This is a genomic window from Saccharothrix espanaensis DSM 44229 (assembly GCF_000328705.1).
Classification (GTDB): Bacteria; Actinomycetota; Actinomycetes; order Mycobacteriales; family Pseudonocardiaceae; genus Actinosynnema; species Actinosynnema espanaense.
The window spans coordinates 7,105,404-7,130,183 of sequence record NC_019673.1; the positions used below are offsets into that span (position 1 = coordinate 7,105,404).

Sequence of the window (24,780 nt, forward strand, 5' to 3'; positions counted from 1 at the left end):
CGATGTGGACGGTGGGCGCGATCCTGTTCGCCGGGCTCGCCGTGGTGGTCACCCTGTGGTGGACTTCCCGCACCCGCAACGATTTTCTGACCCAGGAGCAGCGGATCACGTTCGAGACGCTGCACACCGCGTGGTCGGCCGCGCCGCCGCTGCGCGCCGGGCTGGTGCCGGAGGCGGCGAAGAAGTCCGCGAAGCACCTGCGGACGTTGCTCGGCACGCCGGCGCTGGCGCTGACCGACGAGACCGAGGTCGTGGCGTGGGAGGGCGACGGCGACCACCACTCGCCGGGCGCGATGGACCTGGCCGCCGAGGTGTTCGCCACCGGTCGGACGCGGGCGTTCGACATCGCGTGCGACGAGCCGGACTGCCCGGTGCACACGGCCGTGCTGGCGCCGTTGACGGTGGAGGGGCGCGTGGTCGGCGTGCTGGCGGCGTACAGCCGTGAGCCGTCGGCGGGCCTGGTGCGGGCGACCAACGAGGTGGCGCGGTGGGCGTCGGGGCAGCTGGAACTGGCCGAACTGGACCGCTCGCGGACCCGGCTGGTGGAGGCCGAGGTGCGGGCGCTGCGGGCGCAGATCTCGCCGCACTTCATCTACAACTCGTTGTCCGCCATCGCTTCCTACGTGCGGACGAACCCGGAGCGGGCGCGGACGCTGCTGCTCGACTTCGCCGACTTCACCCGGTACTCGTTCCGGCGGGCCGGTGACTTCACGACGCTGTCGGAGGAGCTGAAGTCGATCGACCAGTACCTGGCGCTGGAACGCGCCCGGTTCGGCGAGCGGCTGAAGGTGACGTTGCAGATCGCACCCGAGGTCTTGCCGGTCACCGTGCCGTTCCTGTGCCTGCAACCGCTGGTGGAGAACGCCGTGCGGCACGGGATGGAGGGCAAGGTCGGGCCGGGCCACATCACCATCCTGGCGGCCGACGCGGGCGAGGAAGCCCACATCACCATCGAGGACGACGGCATCGGCATGGACCCGGAGGCGCTGCGCCGCACCCTCGCGGGCCAGGTAGGCGAAACCGCCGGGATCGGCCTGGGCAACATAGACGAACGCCTGCGCCGCTGCTACGGCGACGACTACGGCTTGGTGGTGGAGACGGCGGAGGGCCTGGGCACGAAGATCAGCGTCCGAGTGCCGAAGTACCAGGCAGGCGTTCACGCCTGAGGCCGCATTCCTGCGGCCGTCATCTTCGCCGCTGCTGGTATTGCAGGGGGCACCACGGACAACCCTCGCCACGGACTGCTCGCTTTCAGATCGCGGCCAATCCCCGGTGGACAGATCCGGGTGCGGATGGCGATCCACGCGAACCTCGTGACACGGAGCAGACACGGGTTCGTCGGCACCTCGATGATCCTCGCCATGCGGCTGCTCGACTCGGCGAACCGTCAACGGGGCTGGGCCTGGCCTTCACAGGTGAGGCACACGTCACTCCGCGATCGACCCGCACCGGTGTGGCACGTCGGCCCTCAGTCGGGACGAGGCGTTGCTCAGCATCGTGGACGGGGTGCGGTTCGCGGTTCGGCAGTTGCGCGGTGCTCGACTTCTTCACCCGCGACCGGCCCGACCAGGCCGTGTTCGTGGACCTGCTGGTGGCGCCGGCGCGCACGACCGACGGCGTGCTCAAGCTGGACGCCGACCCGCTGGTCGACGCCGACCTGCTGTTCTACGACCCGCACGGCGTCGGCTGGTGGTGAACGACCCGCAGTTCCTGTTCTACCTGCGCCAACTGCACCGCGACGACCTGCTCGACCTGGCCGGCAAGCGCTTGCCGGTGCCGCGCGACCAGGTGTTCGTCTGCTACAGCCACCACGACGCGGACTGGCTGCGCCGGGTGCTGGTGCACCTGGCGCCGCTGGAGCGCGACGGCGTGGTCGACGTGTGGTCGGACCGCCGAATCCGGGTCGGCGACCAGTGGCGGGTCGAGATCATCAAGGCGCCGGCGCGGGCACGTGCGGCGCTGGTGCTCATCAGCGCGGACTCGTTGGCGTCGGAGTTCATCAACTCGACCGAGCTGCCCGCGCTGCCGGCAGCCGCCGAGGAGGGCGGGTGCCGGCCGACCTGGCGGGCGAGCTGGGGCGGCTGCTGGGCGGTTAGGGCAGCTCGGCTTCCCGGTTCACCCGCGCGCGCCCCATTCGGTACGGTCGGGCGAGTGTTTCCGCTGCTGGGAGGCGTGCGGCCGGCCCAGCACCGCCTACTGAGAGCAGGTTTCGCGCATGGCGTGTCGGATCGGTGAGCTGGTGCTCGAGTGCCGCGACCCGGAGGTGCTGGCGCGGTTCTGGTGCGAGGTCCTGGGCTTCGTCGTGCTGGAGCGCGAGGCCGGCGAGTGGGTGGAGATCGGGACGCCCGAGGGGTTCGGCGGGCCGCAGCCGACGCTGTTCTTCAGCCGTCGCGACGAGCCCCGGCCGGGCAAGTCGCGGCTGCACATCGACGTCAACGCCACCGACCGCGACCAGGCCGCCGAACTCGAACGCCTGCTGGCGCTCGGCGCGCGCCCGGCCGACGTCGGCCAGACGGGCGAGGAGTCGTGGCACGTCCTGGCCGATCCGGAGGGCAACGAGTTCTGCCTGCTCAAGGCCCGCATCGACCCGCTCTGACGGGTCGGGTGGACGGCGGGGACGGGACCCGCGGGTCCCACCACCCGCCGTCGTGCCCGCCGGGGAAGAGGGTCCTAGCCCGCCGCGCGGGTGCCGCGGCGCTCGGCCGCGTCGAGGACCAGCCGCAGCCACTCGGCGTCGGTCGCCGAGCTCTCCGCCGCCACCCGCCGCAGCCGCAGCCACAGGCCCGCGTCGGTCCACTCCTGGAAGCGCCGGTGCACGGTCGGCACGGTCACGCCGAACGTCGCCGGCAGGTGCCGCCAGGCGCAGCCGCTGGTCAGCACGAACACGATGGCCGTGAAGATGGCCCGATCCGACACCCGGCCCCGGCCCCCGCCCTGCCGGCGCACCTTCGCGGGCGGGATGAGCGGCTCCACCGCGGCCCACAGGGCGGCCGGCACCAGGCGGTTGGCCAGGTGCTCGATCACGTCCGCGTGCGGCGGCTTGGGGGGTGCTTCCGGGGCCCGGCGCACCCACGGCTCCTGGCGCTGGGCGTCGCCGCGCTGGCGGGCGCGCAGCAGGGTCGCCAGCGCCGCCTCGTCCCGCCGGGGCGCGACGGCCGGGTAGGTGTGCTGTTGGGCCTGTCGGGCGATCTCGGCGCCCACCGTGCGGCCGAACGGCTGCGCGGGTCGTGCGTAGTTGCTCATCGGGTCCTCCGCCAGGGGACTGTCGTGATGCCCATCACGCTAGGAAGCCGGCCGGTCACGGGTAACCACGTTCCCGCCGAACGGGGTCAGCAAGCGTCGCGCGGGCCCCATGAAGCGGCTCAACGGCACCCCTGGAGCGACGAACGGGCGAGCGGTCGGTTGTGAGAACGGCTCTCGTCCCGTGCGCGGACGGTTACCCTCGGATCGTGACGCCGCGCCTGCTTGCCACCAGCGACCTGCACGTGACCTATCAGCAGAACCGCGACTTCGTGTCGGCCATCCGACCGCACTCCCCCGACGACTGGCTGATCGTCGCCGGTGACGTGGCGGAGAAGTTCGCCGACGTCGAGTGGGCGCTGGGCGAGCTGCGCAAGCGGTTCGCCAGGGTGGTGTGGTCGCCGGGCAACCACGAGCTGTGGACGGTGAAGGACGACCCGGCCCAGTCCCGGGGCGAGGTGCGCTACAAGCAACTGGTCGAGCTGTGCCGGAGCTTGGACGTGCTCACCCCGGAGGACGAGTTCGCGGTGTTCGAGGGCGCGGGCGGCCCGGTCGCGGTGGCCCCGCTGTTCACCCTGTACGACTACACGTTCCGCCCGGCCGGGACCACCGACAAGGTTTCCGCGCTGACCGCCGCGCAGGACGCCGGCGTGGTGTGCACCGACGAGTACTTCCTGCACTTCGACCCGTACCCGAGCCGCGAGGCGTGGTGCGCGGCCCGGCTGGAGGAGTCCGAGCGCCGGTTGCGCGCCGTGGACGAGTCGTTGCGCACCGTGCTCATCAACCACTGGCCGCTGGTCCGCGATCCCACGTTCGTGCTGCGGTACCCCGAATTCGCGTTGTGGTGCGGTACCGAGCACACCGCCGACTGGCACCTGAAGTACCGGGCGGCCGTGATGGTCTACGGCCACCTGCACATCCCGCGCACGATCCGCAAGGACGGCGTGCGGTTCGACGAGGTGTCGCTGGGCTACCCGCGCGAGTGGCAGCCCCGCGGCTGGACCAAGGCCCCGCTGCTGGACGTGCTGAGGAAGGACGACGCCCGGTGATCACCGACATCCTGCCCGACCAGGTCTCGGCGGTGGACACGTTCGAGGACCACGAGGCGGAGCTGTTCCCCGAGGAGCAGGAGCTGATCGCCAAGGCCGTCGACAAGCGCCGCCGCGAGTTCACCACCGGCCGGCACTGCGCGCGCACCGCGCTGGGCCGGCTGGGCATCGCGCCCGTGCCGCTGCTGCCCGGCGAGAGCCGCGCGCCGACGTGGCCGGCGGGCGTGGTGGGCAGCATCACGCACTGCAAGGGCTACCGGGCCGCGGCCGTCGGGCGCACCGCCGAGCTGTGGACGATCGGCATCGACGCCGAGCCGAACGAGCCGACGCCGCAGGGCGTGCTGGAGGCGATCGCGCTGCCGCCGGAGCTGGCCATGGTGCGCGAACTGGGCGCGGCCGGCGACAAGGTCGCCTGGGACCGGCTGCTGTTCAGCGCCAAGGAGACGGTGTACAAGGCGTGGTTCCCGCTGGCGCGCAGGTGGCTGGGGTTCGAGGATGCGGAGGTGACCCTGAACCCGGACGACGGGACGTTCACCGCGCGGGTGCTGATCGAGCCGCCGGTGGTGGACGGGGTGCCGCTGGACGGGTTCACGGGTCGCTGGCTGGCGCGGGAGGGGTTTGTGGTCACCGCTATCGCGGTACCTGCCTTGACGACCTAGGAGGAGCTGCATGGGCGACGAGGTGGCGCGGCAGGAGTTCACCCGCGAGGACCGCACCCGGTACCGCACGAAGGTGCGCCGGTGCCTGGACGTGTTCGCCCGGATGCTGAGCGAGTCGCGCTTCGAGTTCGAGCGCCCGACGGCCGGCCTGGAGATCGAGCTCAACCTGGTGGACGACGCGGGCGACCCGGCGATGCGCAACGCCGAGGCGCTGGCGGCGATCGCCGACGAGGACTTCGTCACCGAGCTCGGCCAGTGGAACCTGGAGATCAACGTCGCGCCCCGGCCGCTGGGCGAGGGCGGGATCGGCGAGTTCGAGTCGGTGGTGCGCGCGTCGCTCAACGAGGCTGAGCGCAAGGCCCGCGAGGTCGGCTCGCACATGGTGACGATCGGCATCCTGCCGACCTTGCAGGCCCGGCACATGGGGTTGGAGGCGTTGTCGGGCAGCCCGCGCTACACGCTGCTCAACGAGCAGGTCCTCGCCGCGCGCGGCGAGGACCTGCACATCTCCATCGGCGGGGTGGAGAAGCTCCAGATGACCGCCGACTCGGTGGTGCCCGAGGCGGCGTGCACCTCGACCCAGTTCCACCTCCAGGTGTCGCCGGAGATGTTCGCGCCCTACTGGAACGCGGCGCAGGCGATCGCCGGGGTGCAGGTGGCGGTGGGCGCGAACTCGCCGTTCCTGCTGGGCAAGGAACTGTGGCGGGAGACCCGGATCCCGCTGTTCCAGCAGGCCACCGACACCCGCAGCGACGAGTTGAAGGAGCAGGGCGTCCGGCCCCGGGTGTGGTTCGGCGAGCGGTGGATCACCTCGATCTTCGACCTGTTCGAGGAGAACGTCCGGTACTTCCCGGCGCTGCTGCCGATCTGCGACGAGGAGGACCCGGTGCAGGTGCTGGAGCGCGGCGACACGCCGTCGCTGGGCGAGCTGCGGCTGCACAACGGGACCATCTACCGCTGGAACCGGCCGGTGTACGACGTGGTGCGCGACCAGCCGCACCTGCGGGTGGAGAACCGGGTGCTGCCCGCCGGGCCGACCGTGCTGGACACCCTGGCCAACGGGGCGTTCTACTACGGCCTGGTGCGAATGCTCGCCGAGGAGGAGCGCCCGCTGTGGTCGCAGATGTCGTTCAGCGCGGCCGAGGAGAACTTCACCTCCGGCGCGCGGGACGGCATCGACGCGAAGGTCTACTGGCCGGGCCTGGGCACGGTGCCGGTGGCCGAACTGGTGCTGCGGCGGCTGCTCCCGCTGGCGCACGAGGGCCTGGTGAAGCTGCGGGTCGAGCAGTCCGAGCGGGACCGGCTGCTGGGCGTGATCGAGCAGCGCTGCCTCAGCGGCGTGAACGGGGCGACCTGGCAGGCCCGCACGTTCCACCGGCACTACGACCACTCCTCGCTGGACCGCCCCGAGGCGCTGCGCCGGATGCTGCGCACCTACCGGGACCTCATGCACAGCAACGAACCCGTGCACACCTGGCCAGTGGGGTAGGGCCCAGTGGAATAGTGCCCAGTGGGGTAGAGCACCGCGGGTCAGAGCACCGCGGGTTGACCGGGCGCGGCGGCAGCGCTGCCGCGCCCGGTCCGCCCGGTCAGCCGGCCGTGAACAGCTTGGCCGTCTTGGCCGCCATCCACTCCCCCGCCGTGACGCGGCCGTCGCCGGGCGCGTCGTGGTTGGGCTGGAAGAACAGCGGGACGGAGAGCCGGGACGGCGACCCGGGTCCGGCGGGGAGCACGCGGTGCATGGTGGACACCCACCGGCCGCCGCTCCACAACGCCATCAGGTCGCCGATGTTGACCACGAAACCGCCGGGGACCGCCGGCACGTCGCGCCACCGGTCGCCGTCGAGCACCTGGAGCCCGCCCCGGTCGTTCTCCTGGTACAGCACGGTGAGCGCGCCGAAGTCGGTGTGCGCGCCGCGGCGCATCTGGCCGGGCAGCGGCGGGTGCGCGCGTGGGTAGTAGTAGTTGGCGACCAGCGAGGACACGTGCCGGTCGAACCGGCCGGCGAAGTGGTCCTCGGGGTGGCCCAGGGCGCGGGCGGACAGCCGCACCAGGTCGGCGGCGAGGTCCGCCACCACCGCCAGGTACTCCTGCCAGGTGGCGCGGAAGCCGGCCGGGCGGGCGGGCCAGGCGTTGGCGAGCTTCCAGGTCGCCGGGTGGTCGCCGAGCCGGGCACGGGCCCGGTCGTCGAGCTCCCCGGTGGCGTGCACGGCGTAGGCCTCGCACAGGTCGGGCGGCGTGTCCCGGTCGAGGCTGCGTGCGGTGGTGCCGCCGGAGCGGCGGAACCCGGACACCCCGGGGCCCGTCGCGACCAGGTCCTTCTCCGCGTCCGGCAGGGTGAAGAAGTCGTTGGTGACGCGGTGCATCCGGTCGACGAGCGCGGCCGGCACGCCGTGCCCGACCACGACGTAGAACCCGGAGGTCGCGCACGCCCGCCCGATCCGCTCGGCCAGCGCGGCCCGGCCTCGCGGGTGGTCGCGCGAGGACAGGTCGATGATGGGAACGTAGTCGTTCACGAAGTTTTTCCTTTCGTGGCAACGGTGTCGGTCCGGCTGAGCAGCAGCCCGACGAGGAGTGCGCCGGCCAGGAGGATCCCGGCGGCGACGGACAGCGCGGTGGTGTAGCCGCGCACGAGCGCGGCGGGCGGCGCGCCGACGCCGGACGCGGCGGCGGCGACCGTGTTCAGCAGCGCGGTGCCCAGTGCCGCGCCGAGCTGCTGGGACGCGTGGTAGGCGGCGGAGGCCGCGCCCAGGTCGCCGCCGGTGGTGGCGAGCGCGGCGGTCGGCGGCAGCACGCAGCCCAGGCCCAGCCCGGTGAGCACCAGCGCGGGCAGCACGTGCAGCGCCAGGACGTCCGTGCTCTCCGGGGTCACCCGGGTCAGCACCAGCATCCCGGCCGCCGCCACGAGCAGGCCGGGCACGATCAGCGCCACCGGCGCGACCCGGCCGTGCAGCCGGCCCGCGATCAGCGTCGACCCGACCACCGCCGCCGCCGCGTTCACCACCAGCACCAGGCCGGCCTCGACCGGCGGGTACCCGAGCACCGCCTGGAGGTAGTAGCTCATGAACAGGTAGAAGCCGAACACGGCGAGGAACATCAGGGCGATCGCGGCGAACGCCCCGCCGCGCGCCCGGTCGCGCAGCACCCTTATCGGCAGCACCGGGTCGGCGGTCCGCCGCTCGACGGCGACGAACGCGGCGACCAGGGCCACGCCGAGCCCGAGCAGTCCGAGCACGACCGGCGAGCCCCAGCCGCGCCCCTCGGCCTCGGTGAACCCGCACACCAGCGCCGCGAACGCGGCGGCGGCGAGCAGGGCGCCGGGCAGGTCGAGCGAGCCGCCCCGCGCGCGGTCGCGCGGCAGGAACGCCGTGCCCGCCAACGCCATCAACGCCACCGGCACGTTCACGTAGAGGCACCACCGCCAGCTCGCGTACTCGGTGAGCAGCCCACCCGCGATCAGCCCGACCGCCGCCCCGGCCGCGCCGACCGCCGCGAACACCCCCAGCGCCCGCCCGCGCTCCTTCGGCTCGGTGAACGCGATCATCAGCAGCGACAGGCCCGCCGGGGCGAGCACCGCCGCGAACCCGCCTTGCAGCGCGCGGGCCGCGAACAGCACCGGCGGGTTCCAGGCGAGCCCGCCGAGCGCGGACGCGGCGGCGAACCCGGCCAGGCCGAGCGCGAACGCGCGGCGGTGGCCCAGCGCGCGGCCCACCCGACCGCCGATCAGCAGCAGACCGCCGAACGCCAGCGCGTAGGCGGTGATCGCCCACTGCCGGTTCGCGTCGGTCATGCCCAGCGCCCGCTGCGCGGTGGGCAGCGCGATGTTCACGATCGTGCCGTCCAGCACCACGAGCAGCTGGGCGGCACCCACCACCGGCAGCGCCCACCACCGTCGTAGATCCTCCACCGACCATCCCCCTAACTACGTTCGATAGCCTCTAACAACGTTAGTCGCTGCGAACACGGTACTACACTCGCCGGGACGGCAACGGTGGACGGAGTGCGGTGGGCAGCCCGGAAAACGCTCGTGACCAGCACAAAGACGAGGTGCACAGCGTCTGGCTGCGGCCTCGGCGGACGGTGCGGGGCGAGCCGCCGCTGACCCGCGAGCGGATCGTCGAGGCGGCCGTCGCGCTGCTGGACGAGGAGGGCGTCGACCGGCTGACCATGCGCCGGCTCGCGGACCGCCTCGCGGTCTCCGCGCCGTCGCTGTACTGGCACGTCGACACCAAGGACGACGTGGTCGACCTGGCCGTGGACGCGGTGTTCCGCGAACCGCCCGCGGCCGGCGCGGGCTGGCGGGAGGACGTCACCGCCGTGCTGGAGGGGTGGCGGGCCGCGCTGCTGCGCCACCCGTGGGCGGCGGCCGTGCCCGCGCGCCGGCGGCCGGCGATCGGCCCGAACTTCCTGGCGCAGATGGAACACCTGCAGGCCGCGCTGGTCCGCGCCGGGTTCGCCGGGACGGGGCTGTCGGCGGCGACCTGGGCGCTCTACAACCACGTGCTGGGCTCGGCGGCGTCCCAGGCGGCGCTGCGGATCACCGCCGAGGAGCGCCGGGTCGGCCAGGAGCGGCTGCGCGCCGAACGCGACCGCTACCCGACGTTGGCGGACAACGGCTACCTGTACGACGACGACTGGGACGGCAGCTTCAGCACCGGGTTGGCGTACCTGCTCGACGGGCTGGAGGCGCAGATCGGACGTTGAGGCGCACCCCGGTGCGGCTCAGCGGGCCTGGACCGGGATCCGCGGCTCCGCGAACGCCTTCCACGCGGCGACGAGCTCGGGCAGCAGGACGTGCCACGGCAGGACGGCCAGCACCTCGGGCCGGGCGAGCAGGACCAGCCGGCCCTCGTCGCCCGCGTCCAGCCACACGGCCTGGAACCCGGCGGCCCGCTCCGGCGCGCCCGCCACGATCTCGGCGGTCACCCGCGCCAGGTCCGGGCCCGCGACCCGGTGGACGGCGGCGGTGGCGTCGCGCAGCACCCGGTACCCGCGGGACAGCTCCTGGACGGCCTCGGCCAGCCGCCAGTCCCCCAGGCCGGTCCGGACCTGCACCGTCATCGACTCGTACACGGCGGACAGACTATGCGGGACGGGGCCGGGCGCCGGGGACGCGCGATTCGCCTTCCCAATGGATCAGGCGGGGCCGACCTATCACCCCTGGACCTGTCGGTTCCCTGAACGCCGGAACTCCTCCCGGCCACCGTCCGTTTCGACCGATGTGCCGACTACCGCCCTGACCGACACCGCCACCCGAGGCCCCCAGCGCGCGCTCGCGGTCGCCGGAGCGCTCGCCGTGCTGCTGACCGTCGTGATGGTCGGCGCACTCGACGCGCACCGCCTGGCCACCACCACGGTGGGCCTGCGCCGCACCATCTCCGAGTACGCGCTCGGGCCGCAGCGCTGGGTGTTCGACACCGCCGTGCTGCTGCTCGCGGCGGGGTCGGTGGCGATCCTGGCCGTGCTGGTGCGCGGCGGCCTGGCCCGCTGGCGGTCACCGGGCGCGCTGGCGCTGCTGGCCTGGTCGGCGGGCCTGGCGCTGGTCGTGGTGTTCCCCAAGCACGACTGGTCGGTGGGGCCGAGCGCGAGCGGCACGGTGCACCGGGTGGCCAGCTTGGTCGCGTTCCTCAGCCTGCCGTTCGCGGTGGCGCTGCTGGCCCGGCCGTGGCGGCGGGACGCGGTGTGGGGCGGGCACGCCCGGTGGGCGTTCCGGTTCGGTCTGCTCTCCGCGCTGGCGTTCACCCCGATCCTGTACGCGGTGCTGGTGAACGTCGTCGTGGGCACGGCCTGGTGGCGGGTGCTGACGCTGGGGTACGTCGAGCGGCTGCTGGTGGTGGTCGAGGTGGTCGCCGTCCTCGTGCTCGGCCGGTGGGCGATCGCGGTGGCTCAGCCCGCGTACAAGCCGTCCAGCACGTCCCGGTAGCGGCTCTCGATCTCCTTGCGGCGCATCTTCATGCTCGACGTGAGGGTGCCGTCGGCGACGGTGAACTCCTGGTCCAGCACCGCGAACTTCTTGATCGTCTCGTGCCGGGCCAGGCTCGCGTTGGCCGTGTCGACCGCCGAGCGGATCTCGGCGTCGGCGTCCAGGCCGGGCGGGGCGGTGTCCGGGTCGAGCGTGACCAGCGCGACGCAGTAGTTGCGCTGGTCGCCGTGCACCAGCACGTGCCCGATGTAGGGGCTGGCGGCCTTGAGCTTGCTCTCCACGGACTGCGGCGCGACGTACTTGCCCGCCGAGGTCTTGATCAGCTCCTTCTTGCGGTCGGTGATCCGCAGCCGGCCCGCGTCGTCGAGTTCGCCGATGTCCCCGGTGCGCAGCCAGCCGCCGTCCAGCGCGGCCTCGGTCTCCTCGGGCAGGTTGTGGTAGCCGCGCATCACGCCGCGCCCGCCGATCAGCACCTCGCCGTCGTCGGCGATCCGCACCTCGGTGCCGGGCAGCGGCTTGCCGACCGTGCCGAACTCCTGCTCGCCGGGTCGGTTGAGGAACGACGCGGCGGACGACTCGGTCAGGCCGTAGCCCTCCAGGATCGGGATCCCCGCGCCCGCGAAGAACCGGCCGACCTCGGGCGAGAGCGGCGCGGAGCCGGACACGAAGTACCGGATGCGCCCACCGACCCGGTCCCGGAGCTTGGCGAACACCAGCCGATCGGCGACCTTGTTGCGCAGCGTCCACTCCGGGTGCTGCGCGACCTCCTGCGCCCAGCGGAACAGCTTCTCCTTCACCCCGCCCTCGGCGCGCATCGCCGCGCCCACCCGGCTGTGGATCTTCTCGAACACCCGGGGCGCGCCCGCCACGATCGTCGGCCGCAGTTCCGCCAGGTTCTCCGCGATCCGGTCCGCCGAGCCGTCGACGGCGGTCGTCACGCCGGTGGCGATCATCGCGATCTGGAGCACCTTGCCGAACGAGTGGGACATCGGCAGCCACAGGAAGTGCAGGTCGTCGGATCGCAGGACGCCGAGTTCGGCGACGGCCTCGGCGGTGTAGAGCCAGTTGTCGTGGGTCAGCTCCACGCCCTTGGGCACGCCCGTGGTGCCGGAGGTGTAGATCAGGGTCGCCAGGTCCTCGGGCGCGAGCGCGTCGACCATGGCGTCGTAGTCGCCCTCGTCGGCGAACGGCAGGTTGTCGGTGGTGACCACCCGGACGTCGCCCACCGAGCCGACAAAGTCGGGGTCCGCGACCACCAGCACGGCGCCCGAGTCGCGCAGGACGTGCGCGGCCTCCTCGCGGGTGCTGCTCGGGTAGATCGTCGTGGTCACGCCGCCGGCGGCGAGCACCGCGAGGTCGGCCAGCACCCACTCGACGCTGGTCTGCGCCATGAGCGCGACCCGCGCACCGTCCCGGACGCCCAGCCGCCGGAAGCCCAGCGCCTGCCCGCGCACCAGGTCGCCGACCTCCCGCCAGGTCGTCGACCGCCACCGGCCGTCGACGCGGTGCCGCAGGGCCTCCGCGTCCGGGGTGGCGCGCACGCGTTCGCGCAGCAGATCGGGGATGGACCGGGCCATGACGACCTCCAACCGGTGGAGCGGTGCTCTAGAGCGTTACTCTAGTGGGTGTGAGGGCGGACCGTCGGCAATCGGTGCTGGACGCGGCGCTGGCCCTGGTGGAATCCGGGCAGCCGGTCACCATCAGCGCGCTGACCGCGCGTTCCGGGGTGTCGAACGGGAGCATCTACCACCACTTCGGCAACCGGGCCGGGGTGTTCTCGGTGCTCTACGGCGACAGCTTCACCCGGTGCGTCACGGCGATGACGCCGGCGCTGGCGGCGGGCGACGCCCAGAAAGTGGTGCGGGGCCTGGCCGTGCGCTACCTGGACTGGGTCGCCGAACACCCCGGCCGGGCCCGGTTCCTGTACTCCGCGCCGCTCACCGCCGACCCGACGGCCAAAGCGGCGGCGTTCGCGCCGGTCGCGCAGTGGTTCGCCGAGCGGATGGCCACGGGCGAAGTGCGCGAGTTCCCGTTGTGGGCCTTGGACCCCGTGGTGATGGGACCGGCGCACGAGTGCGCGCGGCGGTACCTGCTCGGCGGGTTCGACCTGGCGTCGTCCCGTGATGTGGTGGCGGATGCGGTGTGGGGCGCGGTCTCGCCTCTAGGGTGAGCACATGGCTTCTTGGGGCGACCTCGCCGCGTACGTCAACGACACCTACGACGTCATCTCCGTGCAGGAGGACGAGATCCGGATCCTGTTCAACTTCGAGCAGTTCGACGAGGACGACGAGCGCACCCAGGTGATCATCCTGGTGCGCGAGGTGCTCGACAACATGCACGAGTGGGTCCAGATCGCGTCCCCGATCGGGCTGGCGGCCAACGTCGACCTGCGCGCGCTGCTGGAGGAGGTCGGCAACTCGACCATCGCCTGCGGTGCGGCGATCATGGGCGAGCACGTCGTGCTGCGCCACTCGCTGCCGCTGGTCGACCTGGACATCCACGAGTTCACCGACCCGCTGGCGCTTCTCGCGGGCAGCGCCGACCGGCTGGAGGAGACCTTCTTCGGCGGCGACGCCTACTGAGCGCGGGCGGCCGGCGGCAGGTCGGCGACCGACCCGACCGGCCACGCCCACGGGTCGTCGCCCAGCGCCGCCAGCTCCTCCACCTGCTGCACGCACCACGGCGAGATCGGCCGCACCCCGGCCAGCACGGCGGGCGCGAACTCGGCCCACGGCACCCACTCGAAGTCGTCCACCTCGTCCGGGTTCGGCGTCGGGTCGTGGTCGAGCACCCCCCGGAACACCGGGCACATCTCGTTCTCCACCACGCCGTTGTCCATCACCGCCCGGTAGCGGAACCGGGGCAGCACCAGGTCCAGCGGCACGTCCGCCAGGCCCAGCTCGTCGGCCAGCCGCCGGACCACCGCCGACTCGGCGTCCTCACCCGGCGCGGGGTGGCCGCAGCACGTGTTGGTCCACACCCCGGGCCACGTCTTCTTGTGCAGCGCGCGCCTGGTCAGCAGCAGCCGGCCGGCCGGGGAGAACAGGTAGCTGGAGAACGCCAGGTGCAGCGGGGTGTCCGCGTGGTGCACCTGCGACTTGTCGGCAACGCCGATCCTCGTTCCCGACTCGTCCAGCAACACGACTTCTTCCACGCGGACCACCCTGCCACACCGGCCGCCGTCAGCGCGCGGCGGCGAGCACCCGGGCGTTGCGCACCAACTTCCCGCCCGACGTGCGCGGCAGCACGGGCAGCACGTGCACGCGGTGGGGCAGCTTGAACTCCGCCAGGCGCTCGGTGCACCAGCGGATCATCTCCGCCTCGGTCGGCGCGTCGGCCCCGGCGCTCACGTACGCCTCGACCACCCCGTCGAACACCGCGATCGACTCGGCGACCAGCGGGTGCGAGCGCAGGACCGCCTCGACCTCGGTCAGGTCGACGTTGCTGCCCCGCACCACGACCAGCGAATCGCTGCGGCCCAGCAGCACCAGGCCACCCCGGGCGTCGAACCGGCCCCGGTCCCCGGTGCGCAACCAGCCGTCGGCGTACCGGCGCACGCCGTCGTCGTGCAGGTAGGGCGACTCGTCCAAGGCAACCTCGACCAAGCCGTCACGCACCCGCAGCGTGGTGTCGCTCAACGGCCGGCCCACCGACGGGCGGGACGTGCCGGCGACGTCCAGGGTCAGCGCGCCGGTCTCGGTGGTGCCGAAGCACTCGCCGACGGTGAACCCGTAGCCCCGGGCGAAGCTCTCGGCCACCTCCGGCGGCATCGGCTCGGCACCGGCGAACGCCGCCCGCACGGTGCGCAGCGCGGCCCGGTCCGGCGCCGCCGCCAACCGCGCGAAGTGCACCGGCACGCCGGTGACGAGATCGACCTGGTACCGGGCAGCCGCCCGCTGCACCTCCTCGGCCGACTGACCGGCCGAGAACACCAGGTGCACGCCCTCGGCCAGCGCGTGCAGCAGGCCGCCGAGCAGCCCGAAGCTGGCCGTCATGCTGTTGAGCAGCAGCATCCGCTCGCCGCGCCGCGCCATGCCCTCGGCCGACGCGAACCGCAGCACCTCGCGGACCACCGACTCCGTCGAGCGGCCGATCACCTTCGGCGTGCCGGTCGACCCGGAGCTGAACTGGACCAGCCGGTGCCGGGTCAGCGCGGGCACGCCGTCCGCACGACGCTCGGTGACCAGCTCGAACCGCTCCCGGAACAGCCCGCCGGACCGGCCGGAGGCCCGCACCACGAACTGCGGCCGGGCCAGCGCGTGCTCGACCGCGCGCTCGGCCGGGGTGAACCGCGGGTCCAGCGAGATCACCCGGGCGCCGAGCGTCCACAGCGCCAGCACCACCTCCAGCCGGGTGAAGCTCGGCGGCACCTGCACGGCCACCGTGCTGCCCTCGCCGACCCCGGCGGCGGCGAGCAGACCCGCCTCGCCGGCGACCGCTTCGCGCAGCCGCCCGTGCGTCACGGTGTGCTGGTGGCTGAACACCGGCACGTCGTCGCCGTAGCGGCGCAGCAGGTCGGACACGTACTCGCGCATCGGTCAGGTCTCCTTGCAGAACTCGCCGATGGGGATGCCCACGTGCCGCTGCTCGGTAGCCACGTACCCGAGCAGCTCGTCGCCGCGCCGCAACTCGGTGACGTTGCGGACCTTGCCACCGGGACCGAGCACGCGAACGTGCCAGTCGTCCTGCACGGTCAGGCTGACCGCCACGCCCTCCGGCGAGTGCGCGGTGATCGTCAGGATCGGACGGGACTCCAACTTGGCCCGCCCCACCGTCAACTTGCGCGTCCGACCCTCCGAGTCGACCGCCAGCACCGTGCTCCCAGTGCGCAGCTCGGACAGGTAGTTGGTCCGGTTGTCGGGCCCGAGCACGTACGAGTGCAGTGCGCCCGCGTTGACCCGGAACGGCCGGGTGGGCATGTAGGGCAGCGGATGGGTCTCGCTGCAGCACAGGATGAAACCCGACGAGAACGAACCGACCAGGATGCCCTCGTCCTCCCGGAAGTGCGAGCAGGTGTCCACGCACACCCGGTCGCCCAGGCCGTTGTGCTCGATGCCCTCCACGGTGAGCGTGGTCAGCGTCAACGGCGGCGACGTGGCCTCCAACAAACGCGCCAGCGCGAACACGTCGGCCGCGTCGCGCGGCGCGAGCAGGACCCCGTCCGAGCCGTGTTCCAGCACGTCCAGGACGATCGCCGCCTCCTCCAGGTCGGCGACGACCGTGATCAGCCGGCCCGCCGCGCCGTCGGCGGCGGCGATGACGATCTCCAGCGGGATCTTCGTGGGGTCGGCGAACTCCACGACGGTGTGCTCCAACCGCACCGCCGCCGCGCACGCCAGCTTGAGCGTGCGGTCGTCGGTGACCCGCACGAACGCCGCCGTCGCGGCGAGCCGGTCCAGCCGGTCCTGGTCGTCCACCAGCACCGCGACCAGGTGCGGGCTCTCCACGACGTCCGGTGCGACCAGCACGCGGGCCACCGTGGGCGGCAGGGTGTCCAGCAGGGCGGGGTCGTCGGACACGATCCCGGCGAGCCGGGCGTGCACGGCGGCGTCGACCACGGCTTCGCGGTGCGCCTCGGGAACGGTACGCAGGTCGATCCAGGCGAATTTCACGCCAGACTCCATTTCAGGAAACCGCGCCCGTCATGGCGTGCACGAGCTCGGCGGGGTGGTCGGCGTGGATCACCGACGCGAGTTCCGCGACCAGCGTCATCGGGGCCGGGGAGGTGAACACGCGGCGGCCGACGGCCAGGCCCGCGCAGCCCGTCGCCATCGAGGCGCGGGCGTGGTCGACCAGGCTGCCCCCGGTCGCCGGGCCGCCCGCGACGAGCACCGGGATCGGGCAGCTCGCCACGACCTCGGCCATCCGCTCCACGGGCAGCGCCAGGTTGGTCTTGACCAGGTCGGCACCGAGGTCGACGGCGATGTTGACCACGTGCGCGAGCAGCGCCGGGTCACTGGGGTCCGCGATGCGCGGTCCGCGCGGGTAGACCATCGCGACCAGCGGCACGTTCCACGAGTCGCACGCGTTCGCGACCACGCCGAAGTCGACCAGCTGGCGCTCCTCGGTGTCGGAGCCGATGTTGACGTGCACGCTGACCGCGTCCGCGCCCAGCCGCAACGCCTCCTCCACCTCGCCGACGAGCACCTTGGCGTTGGCGTCGGCCGCGTGCGAGGTGCCCGCGCTCAGGTGCACGACCAGCGCGCAGCCGCCCAGCACCTGCGGGTCCAGGGTGCGCACCCGTCCTTTGTGGACGATGATGGCGTCCGCCCCGCCGACGACGACCGACCTGATCAGGTCGTGCCACCGGTCACGCGGCACGACCGGACCGTCGGAGACGCTGTGGTCCAGCGGGACGAAGAGGTACTTGTCGTCGCGCGGCCGGGAAAGCCGTCGCAGCCGCAACGCTTTCCTCATGTCGCTCACACCTCCGGGGGTCCACCGGCCAGGGCCATGGAGCAGCGTGGTGGAGACCGACTCGTGCGGGGAGGTGACAGCTGGCGATAACTCGGCAGTTATGCACCTCTTGGAGCAACCGGGTACGACGATTCCTCGACGCAGCGTCAACCCCGCACACTCGCACGGTCGGTGTCTGCCGTCATCCGTTTGCCCTAGGCTGCGGAAGTGCACATGGAGCTCAGACATCTCCACGTCGTGCTGACCGTGGCCGAAGCGGGCAGCATCAGCCGGGCCGCCTCCTCGCTCAAGATCGCACAGGCCGGGTTGACCGCGCAGCTCCGCCGCATCGAACGCGGCTTCGGCGGCCCGCTGTTCGTGCGCCGCAGCGACGGCGTGGAACTGACCGAACTGGGCAGGCACGTCGTCCAGCGGTCCCGTGACCTGGTGGAACGTTTCGACGACCTGCTCATCACGGCCCGCCAGATCGCCGCCGAGTCCGGCAGCCTGGGCATCCGCCTGGGCGGCGTGGCCGGGTCGCTGACCCCGCTGCTCGTAGGAGTGGTGCGCGACCTCTCGCCCGACCAGCCGCAGACCACGCACATCGAGCGCAGCTGCGACGCGGTGCTGGAACTGGTGCGTTCCGGCAAGCTCGACGTCGCGCTGGTCGTGGAGTTCCCGCAGAGTCCACTGCGGATTCCCGAACAGGTCGCCTGCCGCCCGGTGGTGACCGAACCGATGCTGGTCGGGATCCCGGCCGGACACCGGTTGTCCGCACGCGCCGAGATCCGCCTGGCAGAACTGGCCGACGAGGACTGGGCCGTACCGGAGGAGAACTACGGAGGCGGCCGCCTGAACCTCCACCTGGCCTGCGAAGCCGCCGGCTTCACCCCCCGCTGCGTGCACTTCGGCGTGGACCCCGCCGCAGCCGCCGAACTGGTGCGTTCAGCCCAGACCGTCGCGTGCTTCTTCCCCACGTCCCAGGAACTGCCCGGCGTGGTCCTGAAGCCGATCGTCGACAACCCCGTTCACCGCCGCGTAACCCTGGTGTGGCAACGAGATCGGCAAGCGGCGGAGTACATCGACGACATCCACACCGCCCTGCTCCAAGCTTACCAGGAACGAGTCTGGAGCCGAGCCCAAAAACAAGCCGCCAAAGGTTTAACCGCAGCCGCCAGCTGACCAACACACCACAGTCCACAGTAGACACCCCGAAACACCCCACCCAACCCGCGTCGTGTCATCCCCGTATGGCCCGCGCGCAGCGAACCGCGCTTTGCCAGGGAGTACAAGCACGCTTTTCGCTTGTACTCCCTGGCAAAGGGTGGTTGTCTCCGACCGGGCCATGCGGGGATGACACGACGCCCACCATCATCCTTGGCGGCTCGCCCGTCCGGCGAGGACGCTCTTCCAGCTTTCCCCGCGCCTCCCACAACCGACCTCACAGGCCGACCTCACACACCGTCCTCATCCCGAGCCGCAAACCGCTCAGCCATCTCGAAATCCCACCAGGCCGCGAAGAACTGGAAGTCCTCCGCCGACCGGTTGACCAGCCGGTGCTCTTCATGAGGCCGGAAGTGCACGATGTCCCCGGCCGCGAAGGGCACCGCGCCCTCGACCGTCACGATCTCGGCCTCCCCCGACACGGCCACCCAGATCTCGTGCTCCCGATGTCCGTGCGTGGATGACGAAGCCCCCGGCCGCACCACGCACCACGACCCGTCGAACGGCGCGTTCACCACCGGCCACGGCATCAACCGGCGTGCCACCAGCCCGTCGTCGCGCACCAGCTCACCCGGATCCAACCTGCGGATCTCCACGGCGCCTACCCGCCCCGAACGGACGATTCCATGCGCTCTCCCCAGCAGAACCGCGCCCGAAATGTGCCGCACGCTATCGCCGGCCCCCACCACCCAGCAAGCGCTTACCGCCGATCAGCCCCATCAACAATCCCTATCTCTCTTCTCCCCCACCCCCACCCCACCTACCGAGCCGCAGCCGCAGCCGCAGCTTTCAAGCAGAAGTCCAACCGCGACCGAGCATCCGCGTCATCCGACACCGCCAGCACCGCCCGGTAGTCCGTCGCCGCTTCGCCGAACCGCCCCACCTTCTCGAACACCACCGCCCGGTTGAACCGCACTTCGGGCAGGTCCGCCAACGCCACCGCCCGGTCGAAGTCCGTCAACGCCCCGTCGAAATCGCCGGCCTCGAACCGGACCTGTCCCCGCAACGCCCACCCCGGCGCGAACCCCGGGTCCGCCCGCAACGCCGCCGACACCACGTCCGAGGCCCGGCGCGGATCTCCCGCCTCCACCAACAACCGCCCCTGCACGCACAGCAGGTGCACGTTGTCCGGCGACAACGCCAATCCGGCCCGGACGTCGTCCCAGGCCCCGTGCGAATCCCCCACCTCGCACCGCAACGACGCCCGGTTCACCAGCGCCGGCACGTGTCCCGGGTCCAGTTCCAGCACGTAGTCGAACGCGGCGAGCGCCCGCCGCACGTCTCCCAGCTCCAGCCACACGTCCGCCAGGTTGTAGTGCACCTCGGGGAACGGCGGCGTCAACGGCAGCACCCGCTCGAACGCCGCCACCGCCTCCTCGTTGCGGCCCAACCGCCGCAACAGGACCCCCTGGTGGAAGTGGTGCTCGAAGAAGCCCGGGTCCACCAGCGCGTTCGCCGAGTGCTCGGCCAGCGCCTCCTCCGCCCTCCCCGCCATCTCCAGCAGCACACCCCGGTTGAGCCGCAGCACCGACCGCAGCAACGGGTGCTCGTCGTCGCCGAAGACCCGGTCCAGCGCGGCGCGACCCTCCTCGATCAGCCGCAACGCCTCGTCCACCCGGCCTTCCCGCATCTCCACCAGCGCCACGCCGTTGCGCGCGAACACCGAGTGGAAGACGCACTCCTGCGGGTCGTCCAGCTCCGCGGCCAGCGCGACCGCCTGGTTCATGAACGCCCGCGCCTGCCGCAGGTCCCGGCGCGGCTCCGGCAGGTGCCGGACGTGCAGCATCGCCATCCCGTACGCCAGGCGCAGCCGCTGGGCCACCCCGTCCACGACCTGCGCCGCCGCCTCGTAGACGACCGCCGCCTCCTCGGCCCGCCCGGCGACGGCCAGCGAGGCCCCGGCCGCTTCGGTGAAGTGCCACCAGTCACCCGAACCCGATCCCCGGTCCACCAGCTCCCGCCCGAGCAGCGCCAGCGACGCCGCCGCGTGGTAGAGCCCGACCTTCCGGCAGTGCCCCAACGCGTGCTTGACGGCCTGCACGCCGGCCTCGGGTCTGCTGCCGCGCACCGCGTGGAACGGGATCGCCCCCAACGCCAACGACTGCTCGCCCAACGCGTACAGCTCCGCGCACCGGACGTCGTGCCGGCGCGCCCGCTCTTCCTCGGGCAGAGCCGAGTACGCCTCGACCGCCGCCGGGTCGTCGGTGGTCCCGTCGCTGCGCACGAAGTCCCCGACCGGGGTGGACTCCACCACGCAGTCCACCCGCCGCGCGTACGCCGGCAGCGCTTCCGCCAACGACACCGCGACCTCGCCCGGCGGGTCGACCACCGGCTCGAACCCGGTCCCCAGCACCAGGACCAACTGCGGGATGTCCTGCCGCCGCAACAACACCGCCAGCAGCTCGCGGTCCGTCGGGTCCGCGTGGTGCACGTTGTCGACGAACAGGGTGCGCGGCGAGTCGCCGAGCGCCGCCAGGTACGCCCGCAGGAAGTCCGCGATGCCGTTGGCGATGTTGCGGGTGTGCAGCCGCGAGTAGTACCTGGTCCGCTGCTCGTCGCCGACCGTCCACTCCAGGGTGGCCCACGCCGTCGGCACCGACACCGCCAGCTCCGGCGCGGCCGTGGCCAGTTCGGTGTTGTGCCGCGCGGCGAGTTCGGGACACCGCGCGAACGCGTCGCCCGCCAGCGCCCGCAACAGGGTCCCGCCGGCGGTGTACGGGCCGCGCAGGCCGCGGTGCGCGTCCACGGCGGCCAGCGCGGGCGGCAGCTCCAACCCGGCCCGCAGCCGGGCGCGGTCGACCGCGCGGCGGCCCCGGAGCCAGAGGTGGTCCGCCATCAGCTCACCAGGGCCGGTACCAGGCACGCCGCAGCGGCCAGGGGCACAGGTCCGGGCAGACGGATCCGGATCTTCTTCATCTTCGGTGGCACGGGAACCTCCACGGAAAACGGCGCGGAGTGCCCGACTTTAGTGGGGGAAAACCAAAAAGGGCAGGATGCCCCCACCCAATCCATAAGGCCGGGCAATAGCACCCAATCAAGACGCCACTCCCGAACCCACCCTCGAACCCACTCCCGAACCCACACCTCCGAGCCCACCCTCCCGAACCCACGCCACTACAGGTCCGAGCCACCCGCACCACGAACCGCTCGGGCTAGTCCGAATGCCGCAGCACACTTTCCACTTCAGTCCGGAATACGTGCACTCCATCCTCACCCTGCGGCGCGCCATGGGCCTGGAGCAGGTGCAACAACGCCACGCCGTTCGCCGACCTGCGCGCCTGCGCGCGGAACGCGAACACGGCCTCGTACACCGTCACCCCCGTCGCCAGCGCCGCCGCCACCGTGGCCAGGAAGCCCCACAGCGCACGACGCCCCGGGTCCGCCACCGCCACCGCTCCCAACGCCGCCGACGACGTGAACAGCAGCACCGTCAGCGCCGTCGTCCACCGACGGGCCGTCGCGTACCGGTCACGGGCCTGCTCGAACCCCGCCAGCCGCTCACCGACCCGGTGCCTGAGGTAGGCCCGGAGGAACTGCTCGCGGTGGTCGTCCACCATGGTCATGATCGGCTCACCGGTTCGTGACGGTGGCGCGCCACCTCGGTCGCCAACTCCCGCGCACGCTCCTCGCGCTCCGCGTCGTCGGCAGCCGGTGGCGCGGCCAGGTGGTCGAAGTACAGGGCGCGCAGCCGCTCGGCCCGCGCCCGCGCGTCGGGGTTCTCCCCGCCGCGCCCCAGCACCGCGAGCACCGCCGCGCCGGCTCCGGCGACCGCCAGCAGCACCCCGGGCCACGACTCGTCCCGCAGCCACGCCTGCAACGCCCCGAACGCGGTGGCCGCGAAGCCGGCGCCGATCGCCAGCACCACCAGCAGCCGCGCCCGCTCCCGCTCGCGCAGCGCCGCCACCTCCTGCTCGTGCAGCACCGGCGCGACGACCTGGTTCGCCTCGTGGATCGCTCCCGCCAGCAACGGGTAGTCCAGCACGTACCCGGGATCGATCACCGGCACCGCCGACGGCTCCCGGAACCGGACCCGGGGCCACACCGACGGCGGTGGCACGTCGGCGTGCAGGGCGTCGCCGGGCTTGCCCGCGAACACCCGGTGCAGCACCGCGACCACCCGGTCCGGCCCTTCGTCCAGGTGCACGACAGCCACCCGGCCGCTGCGCACCAGCACCTCCAGGTCACCGTCGACCTTCCCGCCCGCGATGTCGTCGGCCAGGCCGCCCGTCCCGGCCAGGACCAGCAGCGGCCGGTCCCGCCCCAGGTGGTCGACCAGCGCCGCGCGCGCCCCGTCCTCGCCGCCGACCAGGAACGCCAGGGCCGGACGCCGCGCACCGGCGACCGCCTCGACGGTCCGGAACAGCACCGGCACCTCTTCGCCCCACTGCGAGCCCGGCACCAGCACGGCCGTGTCGTGGTTGCCGTTGAGGCGCACCTCGTCCCCGACCGGCTCCGCGTCGACCGCGACCTTCCCGGACGGCGCGACGCCGACCAGTCGCGGCCACTTGCCGTCCAGCGCGTCGGCGGCCAGGCCGACCAGGTGGGTGATCCCGGTGTCCGCGCCCGCCGTGAGCACGACCGCGTCACGTTGCGCGGCGGCCGCGAGCACGGCTCTGAGCACCGGCAGGACGGCCGCGGCCAGCTCGGCCTCCGGCGCGTCGACCGGGCCGAGCACGGCGAGCACGGGGCGGGCGCGGGGCAGGTGCAGGGCCCGGACCCGGATGTCGGCGTCGGGGTGGGCCAGCCGGCACACCCGCGGACCCGCGGTAGACATGCGGGGCACCCTAGCGCTGCTTCACGCCGATTTCACCCGTCCGGGGGACCAATTTTCGCCCAGGTAGGATTTTGCCGTGCCAATCGACCCCGCCGAGATGGAAATCGCCCTGAAGGTGCTCGCCCAGGTGGAGGAACTGCCCACCGAGCACCCGGACGTGGTGGCCATCCGCCGGGCCACCTCCAGCATCTACAAGACCGTCCGCAAGCGCCGCAAGGCCGACCGCCGGCAGGCGGTGACCGAGGCCGACCGGGCGGTGACCGAGGCGACCGCCACCGGCTCGCCGACCCGCATCGACGACGAGACCCGCGGCGTCCTGCTCCAGGAGCCCGCGCCCGGTTCGCTCGCCGGCACGCTGCTGCGCGCCCGGTCCTGCTACACGTGCAAGAAGCGCTACACCGAGGTGGACGCCTTCTACCACCAGCTCTGCCCGGCCTGCGCCGAGCTGAACCGGAGCAGGCGCGACGCCGGTGCCGACCTGTCCGGCAAGCGCGCGCTGCTCACCGGCGGCCGGGCCAAGATCGGCATGTACATCGCCTTGCGGCTGCTCCGCGACGGCGCGCACACCACCATCACCACCCGGTTCCCGCACGACGCCGTGCGCCGGTTCGCCTCGATGCCCGACAGCGCCGACTGGCTGCACCGGCTGCGCGTGGTCGGCATCGACCTGCGCGACCCCAGCCAGGTCGTGCGGCTGGCCGACTCCGTCGCCGCCGCCGGCCCGCTGGACATCCTGATCAACAACGCCGCGCAGACCGTGCGCCGGTCGGCCGACGCCTACGCGCCGCTGGTCGCCGCCGAGAGCGCGCCGCTGCCGGCCGGCCCGCTGCCCGAGCTGATCACCTTCGGCCACGGCGTGACCGCCCACCCGATCGCCCTGACCAGCGGGTTGTCCGACACCCTCGCCGACCTGCCCGAGGTCACCGCGCTCGCGCTGACCGCCGGGTCCGAGCTGATCGACGCGGGCGGGCTGGTGCCCGACGTGGCCGCCGTGAACAGCTGGGTGCAGCGGGTCAACGAGGTCGACCCCGTCGAACTGCTCGAAGTGCAGCTGTGCAACAGCACCGCGCCGTTCATCCTGATCTCCCGGCTGCGTCCCGCGATGGCCGCCTCGCCCGCGCGCCGCAAGTACGTGGTGAACGTCTCCGCGATGGAAGGCCAGTTCAGCCGCGCGTACAAGGGGCCCGGCCACCCGCACACCAACATGGCCAAGGCCGCGTTGAACATGCTGACCAGGACCAGCGCCGAGGAGATGCTGGAAACCGACGGCATCCTGATGACCGCCGTCGACACCGGCTGGATCACCGACGAGCGCCCCCACCCGACCAAGATGCGGCTGGCCGCCGAGGGGTTCCACGCGCCGCTGGACCTGGTCGACGGGGCCGCCCGGGTGTACGACCCGATCGTGCGCGGCGAGCTCGGCGAGGACCTGCGCGGCTGCTTCCTCAAGGACTACGCGCCCGCTGCCTGGTGAGGGGAACGCGCCGCACCGTGCCGAAAGCGCCCATCCCCCGG

At 72.6% G+C, this 24,780-nt stretch carries 25 protein-coding genes and 1 pseudogene; 13 read left to right on the top strand and 13 right to left on the bottom strand.

Features of this window, described 5'->3' with window-relative positions:
• The first annotated feature begins 2 nt into the window (after positions 1-2).
• From BN6_RS30680 to BN6_RS30690, 4 genes are all read left to right on the top strand, one after another.
• Positions 3-1,166, top strand: coding sequence for a histidine kinase (locus BN6_RS30680; RefSeq protein ID WP_015103726.1), 1,164 nt, complete (start codon positions 3-5; stop codon positions 1,164-1,166).
• Positions 1,167-1,534: 368 nt separating this feature from the next.
• The gene (locus BN6_RS47060; protein WP_158509464.1) at positions 1,535-1,696 is read left to right on the top strand and encodes a hypothetical protein; all 162 of its coding nucleotides are present in this window, start codon (positions 1,535-1,537) and stop codon (positions 1,694-1,696) included.
• Positions 1,690-2,235, top strand: coding sequence for a toll/interleukin-1 receptor domain-containing protein (locus tag BN6_RS42615; protein WP_051075801.1), 546 nt, complete (start codon positions 1,690-1,692; stop codon positions 2,233-2,235). The genes BN6_RS47060 and BN6_RS42615 overlap by 7 nt, the downstream gene beginning before the upstream one ends.
• Complete coding sequence (locus tag BN6_RS30690) at positions 2,216-2,596, top strand: VOC family protein (RefSeq protein WP_015103728.1); 381 nt, start codon at positions 2,216-2,218, stop codon at positions 2,594-2,596. Before BN6_RS42615 ends, BN6_RS30690 begins: the two co-directional genes overlap by 20 nt.
• Positions 2,597-2,682: 86 nt before the next feature.
• On the opposite strand, the pseudogene BN6_RS46125 reads toward BN6_RS30690, so the two are convergent.
• Positions 2,683-3,024 (bottom strand): annotated as a pseudogene (locus tag BN6_RS46125) (transposase); the annotation flags it as partial.
• A gap of 422 nt (positions 3,025-3,446) precedes the next feature.
• Between BN6_RS46125 and BN6_RS30700 the strand changes: the two are divergent.
• From BN6_RS30700 to BN6_RS30710, 3 genes are read left to right on the top strand one after another with little or no spacing between them, the layout of a single operon-like run.
• On the top strand, positions 3,447-4,289 hold the full coding sequence (locus BN6_RS30700; protein ID WP_197540402.1) for a metallophosphoesterase family protein: 843 nt from the start codon (positions 3,447-3,449) through the stop codon (positions 4,287-4,289).
• Positions 4,286-4,948 carry a 4'-phosphopantetheinyl transferase family protein gene (locus BN6_RS30705; protein WP_015103731.1) on the top strand — a complete coding sequence of 221 codons (663 nt, stop codon included), beginning with the start codon at positions 4,286-4,288 and terminating at the stop codon, positions 4,946-4,948. The genes BN6_RS30700 and BN6_RS30705 overlap by 4 nt, the downstream gene beginning before the upstream one ends.
• 10 nt (positions 4,949-4,958) lie before the next feature.
• Positions 4,959-6,437 (top strand): glutamate--cysteine ligase family protein, encoded by a 1,479-nt coding sequence (locus BN6_RS30710; protein ID WP_015103732.1) that lies wholly within the window; start codon positions 4,959-4,961, stop codon positions 6,435-6,437.
• 100 nt (positions 6,438-6,537) lie between these two features.
• Here the strand turns inward: BN6_RS30710 and BN6_RS46130 are convergent, their stop codons facing one another.
• Together BN6_RS46130 and BN6_RS46135 are read right to left on the bottom strand one after the other, a co-directional pair.
• The gene (locus tag BN6_RS46130; protein ID WP_015103733.1) at positions 6,538-7,464 is read right to left on the bottom strand and encodes an isopenicillin N synthase family dioxygenase; all 927 of its coding nucleotides are present in this window, start codon (positions 7,462-7,464) and stop codon (positions 6,538-6,540) included.
• Positions 7,461-8,855 (bottom strand): MFS transporter, encoded by a 1,395-nt coding sequence (locus tag BN6_RS46135; RefSeq protein ID WP_015103734.1) that lies wholly within the window; start codon positions 8,853-8,855, stop codon positions 7,461-7,463. Before BN6_RS46135 ends, BN6_RS46130 begins: the two co-directional genes overlap by 4 nt.
• 98 nt (positions 8,856-8,953) lie before the next feature.
• On the opposite strand from BN6_RS46135, the gene BN6_RS30725 reads away from it, so the two are divergent.
• Positions 8,954-9,652 (top strand): TetR/AcrR family transcriptional regulator C-terminal domain-containing protein, encoded by a 699-nt coding sequence (locus BN6_RS30725; protein ID WP_015103735.1) that lies wholly within the window; start codon positions 8,954-8,956, stop codon positions 9,650-9,652.
• An 18-nt stretch (positions 9,653-9,670) separates the two neighbouring features.
• On the opposite strand, the gene BN6_RS30730 is transcribed toward BN6_RS30725, so the two are convergent.
• Complete coding sequence (locus BN6_RS30730; RefSeq protein WP_015103736.1) at positions 9,671-10,021, bottom strand: hypothetical protein; 351 nt, start codon at positions 10,019-10,021, stop codon at positions 9,671-9,673.
• A 148-nt stretch (positions 10,022-10,169) separates the two neighbouring features.
• Here BN6_RS30730 and BN6_RS30735 point away from each other — a divergent pair, with 148 nt between their 5' ends.
• Entirely contained in the window at positions 10,170-10,871 is a 702-nt protein-coding gene (locus BN6_RS30735; protein WP_231904799.1) for a DUF998 domain-containing protein, read from the top strand.
• Here BN6_RS30735 and BN6_RS30740 read toward each other — a convergent pair.
• Positions 10,835-12,448, bottom strand: coding sequence for an AMP-dependent synthetase/ligase (locus BN6_RS30740; RefSeq protein ID WP_015103738.1), 1,614 nt, complete (start codon positions 12,446-12,448; stop codon positions 10,835-10,837). The genes BN6_RS30735 and BN6_RS30740 overlap by 37 nt on opposite strands.
• A 50-nt stretch (positions 12,449-12,498) precedes the next feature.
• Here BN6_RS30740 and BN6_RS42620 point away from each other — a divergent pair, with 50 nt between their 5' ends.
• A complete protein-coding gene (locus BN6_RS42620; RefSeq protein ID WP_158509465.1) occupies positions 12,499-13,041 on the top strand; it encodes a TetR/AcrR family transcriptional regulator in 543 nt (180 codons plus the stop codon).
• A 4-nt stretch (positions 13,042-13,045) separates the two neighbouring features.
• Entirely contained in the window at positions 13,046-13,453 is a 408-nt protein-coding gene (locus BN6_RS30750) for a type III secretion system chaperone family protein (protein WP_015103740.1), read from the top strand.
• Here the strand turns inward: BN6_RS30750 and idi are convergent.
• The 4 genes from idi to BN6_RS30770 are packed head-to-tail and all read right to left on the bottom strand — an operon-like array spanning position 13,447 to position 17,288.
• Positions 13,447-14,025 (bottom strand): isopentenyl-diphosphate Delta-isomerase, encoded by a 579-nt coding sequence (idi, locus tag BN6_RS30755; RefSeq protein WP_015103741.1) that lies wholly within the window; start codon positions 14,023-14,025, stop codon positions 13,447-13,449. The two genes, BN6_RS30750 and idi, sit on opposite strands and share 7 nt — an antisense overlap.
• Before the next feature lie 28 nt (positions 14,026-14,053).
• A complete protein-coding gene (locus BN6_RS30760) occupies positions 14,054-15,406 on the bottom strand; it encodes a class I adenylate-forming enzyme family protein (protein WP_015103742.1) in 1,353 nt (450 codons plus the stop codon).
• Positions 15,407-15,409: 3 nt separating this feature from the next.
• Complete coding sequence (locus BN6_RS30765) at positions 15,410-16,483, bottom strand: 3-dehydroquinate synthase II family protein (protein WP_015103743.1); 1,074 nt, start codon at positions 16,481-16,483, stop codon at positions 15,410-15,412.
• A gap of 13 nt (positions 16,484-16,496) precedes the next feature.
• A complete protein-coding gene (locus tag BN6_RS30770) occupies positions 16,497-17,288 on the bottom strand; it encodes a 2-amino-3,7-dideoxy-D-threo-hept-6-ulosonate synthase (protein ID WP_015103744.1) in 792 nt (263 codons plus the stop codon).
• 213 nt (positions 17,289-17,501) lie between these two features.
• On the opposite strand from BN6_RS30770, the gene BN6_RS30775 reads away from it, so the two are divergent.
• Positions 17,502-18,449 (top strand): LysR family transcriptional regulator, encoded by a 948-nt coding sequence (locus BN6_RS30775; protein WP_015103745.1) that lies wholly within the window; start codon positions 17,502-17,504, stop codon positions 18,447-18,449.
• A 272-nt stretch (positions 18,450-18,721) separates the two neighbouring features.
• Here BN6_RS30775 and BN6_RS30780 read toward each other — a convergent pair whose 3' ends face one another.
• The 4 genes from BN6_RS30780 to BN6_RS30795 all read right to left on the bottom strand — a co-directional run bounded on the left by BN6_RS30780 (position 18,722) and on the right by BN6_RS30795 (position 23,265).
• A complete protein-coding gene (locus BN6_RS30780; protein ID WP_231904800.1) occupies positions 18,722-19,180 on the bottom strand; it encodes a cupin domain-containing protein in 459 nt (152 codons plus the stop codon).
• A gap of 71 nt (positions 19,181-19,251) precedes the next feature.
• Positions 19,252-21,327: a tetratricopeptide repeat protein gene (locus BN6_RS30785; protein WP_015103747.1), complete on the bottom strand. Its 2,076-nt coding sequence runs from the start codon at positions 21,325-21,327 to the stop codon at positions 19,252-19,254.
• A gap of 316 nt (positions 21,328-21,643) precedes the next feature.
• The gene (locus tag BN6_RS47065) at positions 21,644-22,054 is read right to left on the bottom strand and encodes a hypothetical protein (RefSeq protein ID WP_015103748.1); all 411 of its coding nucleotides are present in this window, start codon (positions 22,052-22,054) and stop codon (positions 21,644-21,646) included.
• Positions 22,051-23,265 (bottom strand): hypothetical protein, encoded by a 1,215-nt coding sequence (locus BN6_RS30795; protein WP_015103749.1) that lies wholly within the window; start codon positions 23,263-23,265, stop codon positions 22,051-22,053. Before BN6_RS30795 ends, BN6_RS47065 begins: the two co-directional genes overlap by 4 nt.
• Positions 23,266-23,341: 76 nt before the next feature.
• On the opposite strand from BN6_RS30795, the gene BN6_RS30800 reads away from it, so the two are divergent.
• A complete protein-coding gene (locus tag BN6_RS30800; protein WP_015103750.1) occupies positions 23,342-24,739 on the top strand; it encodes an SDR family NAD(P)-dependent oxidoreductase in 1,398 nt (465 codons plus the stop codon).
• Positions 24,740-24,780: the final 41 nt, after the last annotated feature.